Source organism: Leifsonia sp. NPDC058194 (assembly GCF_042883605.1).
Lineage (GTDB): Bacteria > Actinomycetota > Actinomycetes > Actinomycetales > Microbacteriaceae > Leifsonia.
In genome coordinates this window covers 1,256,693-1,268,367 of the sequence record NZ_JBHVVL010000001.1, presented here as the reverse complement: position 1 = coordinate 1,268,367, position 11,675 = coordinate 1,256,693, and the positions used below count along the sequence as shown (strand labels likewise).

The window sequence follows — 11,675 nt, the reverse complement described above, 5'->3', positions numbered from 1 at the left end:
GCCCCGGCCGGCGGATGCTCAGCCCTTCAGCTGCGCATTCATCATGTAGACACCGGGGATGTTGAGCGCCTTCACGCCGCTCAGCTTCTTTCCATCCCACGCGGTGAAGAGCTGCATGTGCATGACGGGGTAGATGACGCCCTCGTCGGCGATGATGTTCAGCGCCTTCTTCATGTCTGCGTCGGTGGAGCTCGCCGAGTCCGCCTGCTCGGCGGAGGTGAGGACCTTGTCGAGGGCTGCGTACTCGGGCGTCTGGCCCCACTTGTTCCACAGCATGAAGGTGTTGGTGTTGGAGTAGAACCAGCGCACGTTGAGGTCCGCGTCCGTCCCGAACTGGTTGGGATTGCCCGAGAAGGTCAGGACGTCGGCCGGGTCGCCCTGCGCGACCTTGGTGTTGAACGTGGCCGTCTCGACGACGTCGAGGTTCGTCTTGACGCCGATGGCCTCCCAGTCCTGCTTGATCGCGTTGACCGCGACGGTCGTCCAGGAGATGTTCGTCGAGAGGAGCGTGAGGCTGAGGTCTGTGACGCCTGCCTCCTGCAACAGCTTCTTGGCCTCGGCGGGGTTGTAGTCGTACTGAGTGGCTGCCTTGGAGTAGTACGGGCTCGATTCCTGCAGGAAGCTCGTGGCCGGCGTGCCCTTGCCTGCAATGGACACATCGATCAGCTTCTTGGTGTCGATCGCCATGCGCAGGGCCTGACGGACCCGCTTGTCGTTGAACGGGGCCTTGCTGGTGTTGAAGGCCAGCCCCAACAGGTTCATGCTGTCGGCGCCATCGACTTCGAGACCCTTGCTCTGCAGGCTCGAGATCGCGTCCTGGGGGATGTTGTCGGCGATCTGCACTCCGGCGACACCGGACGTGAGGAGGCTGGTGCGCGCTGCAGCATCGACGGAGACGTTCCACTGCATGGAGTCGATCTTCGGGTGCAGCGGCCCGTTGTAGTCCTTGTTGAGCGTGAAGGACGTGAACGAGGTCGGCTCTGTCGCTTTGATCTCGAACGGCCCGGAGCCGATCTGGTTCTTCGCGTCGGCGTAGAAGGCGTCAGCCTGTCCGTCGAAGACGTGCTTCGGCATGATCTTCAGGATCGAGAACCGGTCGAGCGCGTAGGGGAACGCATTCTTGAACTCGAGTTTGACGGTGTGCGCGTCCACCTTGACCGCATCCTTGAGCCAGCTGGAGAAGAATGCCGTGGTGATGACCGGCTTCTGGGTGTCGAGCACCCGGTCGACCGAGAACACGACGTCGTCGGCGGTGACCGGCTTGCCGTCACTCCAGGTGGCGCCGTCGCGGAGCTTGACCGTCCAGGTCAGGGATTTGGTGTCCTTGGGCATCTCGGCGGCGAGCGCGGCGTACGGCTTGCGATCGACCGGCGACGAGTCCCAGAGCGCCTCGTAGATGTGGTTCTCCGCCGACATGGCGAAGGCGGAGCCGGTGTTCAGCGGATCCCAGGAGCTGTTGTTGTTGTAGCCGATCGCGACCTCGACATGGCCCTTCGCGGCGGCGCCGCCGACCGACGTGCTGGATTGAGGGCCGGAACAGGCCGCTACCAATCCCACGGCAGTCACGGCCGCCACCACTCCGGCGACGCGTTTGAGCATTCGTGTACGGGACCCTTGCAACATCTTTGTTTCCACTGCTGTTCCTTTCGGGAAGGTGCCATGGGGTGCGAGGAGAGCCCACATAGGACGTCCCACCTCTTGGAAACAAGACCGTAGATCACGTCCGGCGGATTCGTCAATAGCTTCTTTGCAGCAACCTGGGGCTTCCCCGTTGACGCGCTTCCCGCGCTTTGCAATACTCTCATGGCAGTAAGACATCCCACGTCCTATCACCGTGGGTCTCAAAGGAGAATCGTGACGAACGCCACCATCGCGGCGAGTACCGCCGCTGCCCACGACACCGCCCACCGCTTCCGCGGGATCATCCCGCCGGTCATCACGCCGCGCACCGCTGCCGGCCGCATCGACCTGGAATCACTCCGGCGTGTCACCTCGCATCTCCTCGATGGCGGCGTCGACGGGCTGTTCATCCTCGGCTCCTCCGGCGAAGTCCCCTACCTCACTCAGGAGGAGCGGGACCTCGTCGCCACCACCGTCATCGACGCGAGCGACGGCACGGTCCCCGTGCTGGCCGGCGCCAACGAACAGACCACCGAACGAGTCGTGGCGGAGTCGCAGCGGCTCGCCGACCTGGGCATCGACGCACTCGTCGTCACCGCCCCCTTCTACGCCCTGTCCGACCAGGGCGAGATCGCCCGGCACTTCCGGACCGTGAAGGAGCGCCTGGACCTGCCTCTCTTCGCCTACGACGTCCCCGTTCGCACCCACGTGAAACTGAGCGTCGACGTGGTGCGCGATCTGGCGGAAGACGGTGTGCTCGCCGGCGTGAAGGACTCATCCGGAGATGACGTCGCCTTCCGCCTCCTGAAGCTGGCGACCGAGCAACTGCCGGAGTTCCGCGTCTTCACGGGTCACGAAGTCGTCGTCGACGGAGCCCTGCTCGGCGGTGCGCACGGCGCGGTGCCGGGGCTGGCCAACGTGGACCCCGCCGGCTACAGCCGTCTCTACGCCTCCGCCGCCGACGAGGATTGGTCGGCGGCGCGGCGAGAGCAGGACCGCCTCGCACGACTGTTCGGCATCGTCGACGTCGCAGAGGCCGGCATCTCTGCCGGCGCGGCGGGCCTCGGGGCGTTCAAGACCGCCCTGCAGCTCCTCGGGATCATCAAGAGCAACCGGATGAGCGAGCCGATGCGCTCGCTCGGGGCGTCGGAGACCGACCGCATCCACCGCCTCCTCGTCGAGGCCGGCCTGCTGTGACCCTGCATGCTTCGGCGCTCGAGACCCTCGCGATCGCGGAGGCGACGGAGCACGGTGTCGCGGCCGGCTGACGGCCCCCTCGCGGTCGGTGTCGATCTCGGCGGGACCAAGATCGACGCTCGCCTCCTGGACACCACTGGAAGAGTCTTCGCCCACACCCGCGCCGCAACACCGCGTACCGGTGGCGACGCCGTGATCGACCGGATCGTCGACGCCGTCGCCACCGTCACCGAAGGCCTCGACCGCGACGCGCTCGCGGGTATCGGCGTCGGTGCGGCGGGAGTCATCGACCCGGCCGACGGCAACGTCGTCGACGCGACAGACGCGATCCCCGGTTGGAAGGGAGTCCGCCTCGCCACCGCCTTGTCGCAGCGCACCGGGCTACCGGTACGCGTCGTCAACGACGTCCACGCGCACGCATTGGGTGAGTTCGCGGCGGCAGGACTCCCCGGCGATGCGTCGCTGCTGTTGATCGCAGTCGGCACCGGCATCGGCGGTGCCTTCGTCCGCGACGGCGGAGTGATGGCCGGCGCCCACGGCGCAGCAGGGCACTTCGGGCACATCGCGTCTCCTCACGCGGCCGGTCTGGCGTGCTCGTGCGGCGGCCTCGGCCACGCGGAGGCGAGCGGGTCGGGCCCCGCGATCCTCGAAGCCTTCCAGCGCCTCGGGGGAATGGCACCGGACACCTACGCGGTCGCCCGGTCCGCTGAACAGGGCGACGAGCGGGCCCTCACGGCCGTCGAACTGTCGGCCCGCACCGTCGGCTCGCTCGTCGGCTCCCTCGTCAACTCGTTCGATCCGACCCATGTCGTAGTCGGCGGAGGTGTGCCGCACATCGCCGGCTGGTGGCAGGCGTTCGAAGCCGCCGCCCGCCACGAAGCGCTCCCGCTGCTCAGATCCTTCACCGTGAGCCCGAGCTCGAGCGAGGCGGCAGCCTGCATCGGCGCGGCGAGCCTCATCCTCGGCTCCGTCCGAACCTCATCCACGAACAGGAGCACTCCCCATGACTGATGTCCTCGGCCCCCTTGCCGGCAAGCTGATCGTCTCGGCGCAGGCATACCCCGGCGAGCCGATGCGCGACCCGACGATCATGGTCGCCGTTGCGGAGTCCGCGATACGCGGCGGAGCCGCCGCCATCCGGCTGCAAGGGCTCGACGACATCCGAACGGGCGCCGCCGCCCTGGGCGTTCCCGTCATCGGCCTCTGGAAAGACGGTTCGGATGGCGTCTTCATCACTCCCACCCTCGACCATGCGCGTGCAGTCGCCGCAGCCGGTGCGGACATCGTCGCGCTCGACGGCACGCGGCGCGTTCGACCCGACCTCCGGACCCTGAAGCAGGTGGTGACCGCGTTGCATGACGAGACCGATGCGCTCATCATGGCGGACTGCGGCAGCGCCCTCGACGCCGTCGCGGCTGCAGAGGCGGGCGCCGACATCATCGGCACGACACTCTCCGGATACACCGGGGAGCGCCCGCAAGGCGACGGGCCCGACCTCGACCTGATCGCCGAGATCCGGGAGCTCCAGCTCGACCGGTTCCTCATCGCCGAGGGGCGCATCCACACTCCCGCCCATGCCCGACTGGCGATGGAGGCGGGCGCCGACTCGGTCGTGGTCGGAACCGCGATCACCCACCCGGCGACGCTCACATCCTGGTTCGCGTCCGCCGTCGAGGCGCGTTGAAGACCGTCGTCAGCGCGTACGCCGCCTCCCCGGCGCATACGACGTGGGATCCGGTTTTCGAGGAGCGATTCCTCGCCGGGCTCGTCGATATGGACGGCGTCGACGCACTGGAGATCCCATGGCTCGGCCGGCTCCACCCCCATGATGAGGACTGGTTCGTGACCCGGCTGCCGCCGGCCGAACTGATCGTCACGGCGTTGCCGTGGACCGTCACACGCTCCACCGCATCTGCCGCGTACGGGCTGGCATCCTCCGACGAGAACGGCCGAGCGGCCGCTGTCTCCGATCTCGCACGCCTGCACCACGACATTCGACGACTGCCGACCGCGCCGACCGTCATCATGCTGCACACGGCCCCGCGGGGCGGCCACGGCTCGGTCGACAGCCTTCGTCGGTCGCTGGCGACGCTCGCCTCCTGGGACTGGTGTGGTGCCGGTCTCGCCATCGAGCATTGCGATACCGCCGTGCCGGGGCACAGCTATGAGAAGGGGTTCCTCGGCCTCGACGACGAGCTCGCCACGGCCGGGGTATTCGAGAAGGTGGGCATCTGGATGAACTGGGGCCGCTCAGCCATCGAACTCCGCGACCCCGGAGCAGTCACCGCGCAGATCGCCGCTGCCGCCTCGACCGGCCTCCTGATGGGTCTCACCTACTCCGGTGCGTCTGCAGCGGCGGGACCGTACGGCCCCGCATGGGCTGACACGCACCTTCCCTTCATGGAGACGGACGCCGCGTCCGGCTCGCTTCTGAACCGATCGCGAGCCGAGGAGGCCGCTGCGGCAGCGCCAGGTGTCCCGTGGCACGGGCTGAAAGTGAGTCGGAACCCGAGGGACGAATCAGTCGCGGACGTGCTCGCGACCGTGCAGGCGAACCTCGAGGTCATGCACGCGGCCGGGTCGGCACCCGTCGAGGAGAGGCGACCCAGGTCCATTCCGTCGGGTGCGATGGCCCCCTAGCCTCGGCACTGACCCCGCCCGAAAGGTTGGAACCCGTGCCGCACTCAGCCCCGCCCGCTTCCTCCGAGAGCGACCCCGCGCTCACCGCGCTGCGCAGGTCGTCGATGGACCGGTTCGCCGAGATGTACCGTGCGCGGCACTTCGATGTCGGGCTGTTCGAGCTCGAGCGCGGCTACCTGCAGACGACCCTCTCGGACGACGCCCGCATGCCGTTGCGGTTCTTCGTCGAGTACAACAACGCGTGGTGGTTCGAGATCATCACCGCCGTCGAGGTGCCCACCGCGGCCTACGATCCGGCGAGCGGATCCGGCTTCATCGTGCTCGACATCCACTACGACGACGACGTCCTGCGGGCCGCCCAGCACGTGCACTTCGATGGCGAGAAGATCTCGCGGATCCGCACCTACGCCTCGTCGACGTTCTTCTCGACGCCGACGCAGCGGGTGCGGCTCGACCAGCAGGGGAACGCCATCTGGCTCGAGACCGGGTACGACCTGGCGGCGTCGACCTCCGAGGCGCGACGGTTCCTGAGCAGCGCGGTCGGCCGCGAATTCGCCCGGTCGGAGCCGACGGCGGGGGCGGTCGCCCGCATCGAGGCGAATCTGACCGACCTGGATGCGCGGCTGAGCACGTTCTAGGCGGGCGGCCGGCCGCTCGGCGTCGCGTGGCTCAGCGGCGTGCGGCTCAGCGGCGTGCGACTCAGCGGCGTGCGGGCCTCCGGCGTGTGGACAGCAGCCCGGCGCCGACCAGAAGAGCCAGGAGGGCGATCACTGCCGGCGTCGCATCCCGGGACGATCCCGTGTCCGCGAGTGCCGCCGCGTGGGCTGCGCCGGACGACGGATCGGCGACCGGCGCGGCCGTTCCCGGCTGGGCCGCCGGAACGGAGCCGCCTCCCGACGCGGGCGGCTCTTCGCCGCCGATGGACCCCTCCAACGGCACCAGCACCGGGGTGAGGGTCGCGGCGACGCCGGCGACGGGGAAGTCGGCGGTGACGTTCGGCAGCAGGTAATACGTGTCGCCGTCGCGGACGATCACGTCACCGACGGCGTGGACCATCTGGGTCGACATCGCCCACCAGCCGGTGGTGTGCGGCGGGATGTTGATCGACGCTCTCTGCGAGTACGTGTTCGACGTCGCGATCGCGACCGACAGGCTCGCCGCGGCGGTCAGCTTGAAGAACTCGCCGATTCCGGCCTCGAGCGAGAGGCTGACCCCGACGGTCGTCGTGACGGTGCTCGTGTGCGATGCCGTGAGCTGCTCGTTGATGGGGAGGTCGGTGGGATTGCTGATCCGGCTGCTCGCCTCGACCGGGTCGGCCCAGGTCAGGCTCGTCACGGCGTGGTCGACTCCGCAGTCGTCCATGCTGGTCGTGCACAGCCGGTTGATCAGGTCGGCCTGGTCGTAGGTGCCGGTGACGACGTGCAGATCCCGTGCCGAGACGGTGAACGTCACCTGCCAGCTGCCCCGGCCTCCGATGTCCGTTCCTGCCATGTCGCACGCGTACGGACTGACGGCAGCCGGTTTCGCCGGGTCGCCGGAGAGCAGGGTGGGGATGGGGTCGACGTCGTAGATGTCGCAGTTGGACGTGTGGTCGTACTCGATGCCGTCCGTGTTCGAGGCCATCCCCGCGACCCAGAAGGAGGACGGCACGCCGCCGTCGAGGATGCGGTAGGCGAAGACGCCGCGGGCGGTGCCGGGAGTCGTCGTCACATCGCCGGGGCGCAGGATCGCGTCGAAGTCCGCCGTGTAGGGCGGCGCGATCGTGGTGCTGCCCGGCACCGCGTGCACGGTGCTGAGGTCGAAGTACCCCGAGTCCATCGACACCGTCCCGACCGGCTTGATCACGCCGAGCACCTCGGCCTGGATGTTGTCGCGGACGGTGAAGGTGACCGTCGCGGAGCCATCCGCCCCGCCGGAGTCGGTCGCATCGGAGTCGCACGAGTACGGCACATCGGAGTCGGGCGCGACGCCGCCGGCGTCAGGATCGCCCCGGAAGACCGTGCAGTCGTGATCGGCGAGCAGGCTTTCGCCGAAGGTGTCGGGACTGGCGGCGACCGTCGCCCGCACCCAGTAGTCCGTCGGTGTCCCCTGGAGGACGATGCGGTAGGTGATCACCTGGGCCGTCCCCTGCGCACTCAGGGTCTGGACGAGCGTGCTCCCCGCCTCCCCGACACTGGCATCGCCCGGGGTCTCGCCGCCCACACTGGTCAGCCCGAAGCGGCCGTCCGCCAGCCCGACCTTCTCCGTCGTGATGAAGGTGTCGATCGCCAACGTCTCCCCTGCGGCCACCGCGGCGGGCGCGGAGACCAGCGGAAGGACCACGGCTGCGATCGCAGCGACGGCGGCGACGGCAAGGGGGACGCCTCGGCGACGGGCGGATCGGCGGTGGGACATCGGGACTCCCTCGACAGGTGGGAGCCCCTCGCGGACTCCCCTCCCAGCCTGACGAGAGCGCGCCGCCCACTCCATAGACCTGGGTCGCCAGAGTAGGCGGCGGGTTTGGCCGAGTGCCGACGACCGGGTAGTGTGGGCGACAGTTCCGCACCCCAGCGATTCACTGGGATTCCGGGGCCACGCGAGTGTAGTTCAATGGTAGAACTTCAGCTTCTACTACTCCGAATATCAGAGAGTCGCACTCGGCCTCGTAAGCCCCGTTGATCGGGGTTTTTCCCACTATTGGCGTACTCGTGTGATCTCAGCGACACGCCGTGGATCACACCCAAAGCGGTGAGTAAACGGTGAGCTATGCTTCTGGCTCTCACCGAATCCTCAACCCACGAAACCGCCCCATAACCGCCAACGACACGATTGCATCGACGCACCTTGCCGGGGTTGTGAAACCACGGCCTCTGACGTGCCCGCGACCGGCACTCAATGGAATCAAGGGCAACGCACAATCAGCTCCAGCAGGCCAAACGCTCAAGCGTGCCCATCGCCTGAACCGTTCGTTAGCACTGACGGCCTACTGATTATGGCCGTCGCCTTCTTGCCGCGCCTCGTCGTCTCGATGAGAGCTGAGCGTTCACGATTTTGGTATGCCAGCACGTGCGCGGTCGCGTCGTCTCTACGCACGTACTCGCGCACTCTCGTTGGCATGCTCCAGCTTTGCCCAACGACATTACGGATTTCGATTGGCTTGGGAGAGTAGCGCCGGCCTAGAGCGTCCAAGACGCCAAGGAACGTGAGGTTGTCGAGCATGTCAATTGGCTCTTTCTGCATCGTGATCTCGATACGTGTCCCTGGATCAAGAACGTGAGGCAGCGGCTCGGGGCTGAATTGGCTAATCGCGAGATCACCATTTCTCTTAAGGGACTCGATGACCACAGCGACAATCTGAACCGGCACGCCACCTTCGTTCCTGACGGAGAGGTGAAGCAGCACCTCTTCCCAGTGCGAGTCATGATCGCGCTTGACCCGAATAGGCGTGCCGTGCGACGCTTCGCGGTCGCTCGCGTTGAGTTGGGAGTAGTGCAGGGAAGCACTCACGCCGACGCGCACTCGACGTCGAAGCGCATTGACCCCTTGTGCGACGGCAATTGCCGTCGCTAGGACGGCCCCGTAAACGGCGATGATCGTGTCCATGCGGAATGTTTATCGCGGATTGCGCATATGCCGCGGACGGCACGTCAATAAGCGCGATGAACGCGCACGGCTTTGTATGCCCCACTACGGTATGCATCGTGACCAACTACAGCCACGAACCGGGCCGCCGATCCGCCGCCGTTCGCGCGCACGGCGGCGCGCGTCTTGATGCCAACCCGAATGGACCAGCCCGGCCCGCGCCCGTCCAACCGTCTTGCAGCAGTGAAATGAGTTCATGACGATGGATCTTGGCTGGTGGATCAACGCGATCATCGCCGTCGTGGGGATAACCCTTACTGGGCTTGCCCTAGTGCCTCGACGAGGGCCAAAGCGACGCGTTCAATACCTCTGGGCTTCTATTCGGCCATTGGTCACCCTGGGCGACCGCTCGCGGATCCGAGTCGCTGTCGATGGAGTTGAGGTGAGAAACGCGTGGATCCAAACGATCCGATTCGCGAACACTGGCCAGGATTCAATTCCGATCTCGGATTGGGACCAACCCCTCAGCGTTGACTACTCGCAAGGAATTCGCGTGGTGACCGCGCATATCTCTGCAGTGCATCCCCGAGGGTTGGATCCCGCCCTGCATCTCGGCAGCTCCTCCGTGGAGATACAGCCGGCCCTGTTGAATTCCGGTGACATGTTCGAGATACAAGTAGTCGGGGAAGGCTCGTTCTCTTACCCGTCTGTCGTCTCTCGTATCAGAAACGTGCCACAGATAACCCGGAAGAATTCCGTGTACCCGCCCGGGTCGGGGCCTGAGGGAGAGTTTGTCACCCAGGACAAGGTCATCTACGCCGTGCTAGGTGTGGTCGTCCCGGCGCTCTTGATCGTACTGATGGTCCTCTCCCCGGTCCCTATTGTTTGGAAAGTGGGCATCACTCTTGTCGTAGGGTTCGCTGCTGCTGCCTTCATTCTTTGGCTCCGGCGCGCGGACCGACGACGAGCAAACTGGCGACCGACGTACCGATTCAGAGGTTAGGCCGCTCGATAGAGGACTTGCGTCTTTGAGCAGTGTCACCGGGGCGCCAGCCTCTCGCGAGCGGCTACTGTATCTCGGATCCTGTGCCTCCGCGCACATCAAACCGCTCTAGAATCGCCGTCGAGTCGGGCACCTGCACCACCCGTGGGAGGTAGGCCTGCTCGGTCGTCGCGTACGTCGAGTGGCCCAGCTGGTGCTGCGCGCGCTCGAGGCCGGCCGCGTCGCGGATCGCGGTCGCGACGGTGGATCTGAACTCTTTCGGCACTCGTCCTTCGAACCGCGTTCCCTTAAGAGCGATATGCCACTGAAGTCGGAAGTTGTCGGGGATGCGCGGCGTGAGCGTCGAGGACGGGAAGACGAGCTCGGAGAACGACTCGACCCGTCGACGGAGGAGCATCTTCCCGACGAACGTGGGCAGGAACAGGCGGCGTCCGCCTCCGGTTTTCGTCTTGTTCTGAACGGTCCAGCGGCCTTCACGGTTCTTCGCCATTGTCCGGTGGATGTCAACGGTGAACGGTTGGATGGTGAAGTCGACGTCCTCCCACATCAGGGCGAAGACCTCACCCGGTCGGCAGCCTGTGCCGAGGAAGAAGTCCACCGGATCCGCAAGGTCGGTACCGCGGCGACGGCCGGACGCGTCGAGGCCGGTGTCCCAACGGGCGAGGATCTCCCTCAGCTCGGCGACATCCTCGAGCGTGAACGTGGCCACCTCGTGATCCGGCTCTTCGACGGGTGCGACGGACTTCATTGGGTTGGCTTCGATGGCATCATGCCGGGCCGCCATGGCGAACATCCCGGTCAGCAGGACGACGGCGATGCTCGCGTTCGAGTAGCCGTTGAGTCGGGCCGTATGTTTGATGAACCGGTCGAGCTTGGAAACCGATGCTTCCCGGATCATCCAGCCACCGAGGTTCGGGACGATGTACTTGTCCAGGACGGTCTCGTACCGGCGAAGCGTGCCATTCGAGCGTGATGAGTGGCTGAACTCGTCCCACCAGACGATCGCCAGATCGGCCAGCCGAGTTTCCGGGTTAAGCTCACCATCGCCCAGCGGCTTGATGCGATCGCGCATTGCTTCGCGCAGAAGAGCCTCTGCCTTTTGCTTGGTGCGGCCGATGCGCTCGATCTGCCGCGTCCGGCCGTCGACATCCCGGTAGCGGGCGCGCGCGGCCCAGCGGTCTTGCGTGAGCATGCGGGTCGTGACTGTGCCCCATGTTTCGGAAACAAGCGGAGGACGGGACATGATCACCGACCCCCGTTCTCGATCCGCGGGCCGGACGACCCGATCCCGCCGATGGGTGTCTCGGGCATCTGCGCGGGAAACGGCGATCCGTCGAGGTCAGCGGAATCCCGCACGGGACCACGCGTGGCGCCAATGGTACGCGCGGCAAGCCCAACCAGGCGACTGTCCTTAAGACTCACGAACGGCACGCACGCGGCTTCCGCGGTGAGCGCCGCAAGCTGTCCGATCGGCGTGAACGGATCGGCCGCGATGCCCCATCCATCCAAGGCGTACCGACTCACCGTGTCGACGCATTCACTCTTCTCGCCCGAGCTCGGCCTGGTCGAACTGACCACTCCGATTAGTCCACCCCGCAGTTCCGGCCCCATGTGTCTGGTGTCAATGATGAAGACCCGCATCACAATCACTCCC

10 protein-coding genes are annotated in these 11,675 nt (G+C 66.4%); 5 read left to right on the top strand and 5 right to left on the bottom strand.

What is annotated here, in order from left to right:
- Positions 1-18 precede the first annotated feature (18 nt).
- On the bottom strand, positions 19-1,599 hold the full coding sequence (locus ACFVU2_RS06120; protein ID WP_387872147.1) for an ABC transporter substrate-binding protein: 1,581 nt from the start codon (positions 1,597-1,599) through the stop codon (positions 19-21).
- A 255-nt stretch (positions 1,600-1,854) separates the two neighbouring features.
- On the opposite strand from ACFVU2_RS06120, the gene ACFVU2_RS06115 reads away from it, so the two are divergent.
- The 5 genes from ACFVU2_RS06115 to ACFVU2_RS06095 are packed head-to-tail and all read left to right on the top strand — an operon-like array spanning position 1,855 to position 6,095.
- The gene (locus tag ACFVU2_RS06115; RefSeq protein ID WP_387872145.1) at positions 1,855-2,817 is read left to right on the top strand and encodes a dihydrodipicolinate synthase family protein; all 963 of its coding nucleotides are present in this window, start codon (positions 1,855-1,857) and stop codon (positions 2,815-2,817) included.
- Between the two features lie 54 nt (positions 2,818-2,871).
- Positions 2,872-3,828: an ROK family protein gene (locus ACFVU2_RS06110; protein ID WP_387872144.1), complete on the top strand. Its 957-nt coding sequence runs from the start codon at positions 2,872-2,874 to the stop codon at positions 3,826-3,828.
- Positions 3,821-4,501 (top strand): N-acetylmannosamine-6-phosphate 2-epimerase, encoded by a 681-nt coding sequence (locus ACFVU2_RS06105; RefSeq protein WP_387872142.1) that lies wholly within the window; start codon positions 3,821-3,823, stop codon positions 4,499-4,501. Before ACFVU2_RS06110 ends, ACFVU2_RS06105 begins: the two co-directional genes overlap by 8 nt.
- Positions 4,498-5,457: a DUF4862 family protein gene (locus ACFVU2_RS06100; RefSeq protein ID WP_387872140.1), complete on the top strand. Its 960-nt coding sequence runs from the start codon at positions 4,498-4,500 to the stop codon at positions 5,455-5,457. The genes ACFVU2_RS06105 and ACFVU2_RS06100 overlap by 4 nt, the downstream gene beginning before the upstream one ends.
- A gap of 35 nt (positions 5,458-5,492) precedes the next feature.
- Entirely contained in the window at positions 5,493-6,095 is a 603-nt protein-coding gene (locus ACFVU2_RS06095; RefSeq protein WP_387872138.1) for a hypothetical protein, read from the top strand.
- A 61-nt stretch (positions 6,096-6,156) separates the two neighbouring features.
- On the opposite strand, the gene ACFVU2_RS06090 is transcribed toward ACFVU2_RS06095, so the two are convergent.
- From ACFVU2_RS06090 to ACFVU2_RS06075, 4 genes are all read right to left on the bottom strand, one after another.
- A complete protein-coding gene (locus ACFVU2_RS06090) occupies positions 6,157-7,851 on the bottom strand; it encodes an LPXTG cell wall anchor domain-containing protein (RefSeq protein ID WP_387872136.1) in 1,695 nt (564 codons plus the stop codon).
- Positions 7,852-8,376: 525 nt separating this feature from the next.
- Positions 8,377-9,039 carry a hypothetical protein gene (locus tag ACFVU2_RS06085; protein WP_387872134.1) on the bottom strand — a complete coding sequence of 221 codons (663 nt, stop codon included), beginning with the start codon at positions 9,037-9,039 and terminating at the stop codon, positions 8,377-8,379.
- 1,046 nt (positions 9,040-10,085) lie between these two features.
- Positions 10,086-11,213, bottom strand: coding sequence for a tyrosine-type recombinase/integrase (locus ACFVU2_RS06080; RefSeq protein WP_387872132.1), 1,128 nt, complete (start codon positions 11,211-11,213; stop codon positions 10,086-10,088).
- A gap of 53 nt (positions 11,214-11,266) precedes the next feature.
- Positions 11,267-11,662 (bottom strand): hypothetical protein, encoded by a 396-nt coding sequence (locus ACFVU2_RS06075; protein WP_387872130.1) that lies wholly within the window; start codon positions 11,660-11,662, stop codon positions 11,267-11,269.
- Between the last annotated feature and the right edge of the window lie 13 nt (positions 11,663-11,675).

Bases quoted from the DNA above. Each gene is read 5' to 3' on its own strand.
- ACFVU2_RS06105 (WP_387872142.1), top strand. From the start codon at position 3,821: ATGACTGATGTCCTCGGCCCCCTTGCCGGCAAGCTGATCGTCTCGGCG.
- ACFVU2_RS06085 (WP_387872134.1), bottom strand. From the start codon at position 9,039: ATGGACACGATCATCGCCGTTTACGGGGCCGTCCTAGCGACGGCAATT.
- ACFVU2_RS06120 (WP_387872147.1), bottom strand. From the start codon at position 1,599: ATGCTCAAACGCGTCGCCGGAGTGGTGGCGGCCGTGACTGCCGTGGGA.
- ACFVU2_RS06090 (WP_387872136.1), bottom strand. From the start codon at position 7,851: ATGTCCCACCGCCGATCCGCCCGTCGCCGAGGCGTCCCCCTTGCCGTC.
- ACFVU2_RS06080 (WP_387872132.1), bottom strand. From the start codon at position 11,213: ATGCTCACGCAAGACCGCTGGGCCGCGCGCGCCCGCTACCGGGATGTC.
- ACFVU2_RS06075 (WP_387872130.1), bottom strand. From the start codon at position 11,662: ATGCGGGTCTTCATCATTGACACCAGACACATGGGGCCGGAACTGCGG.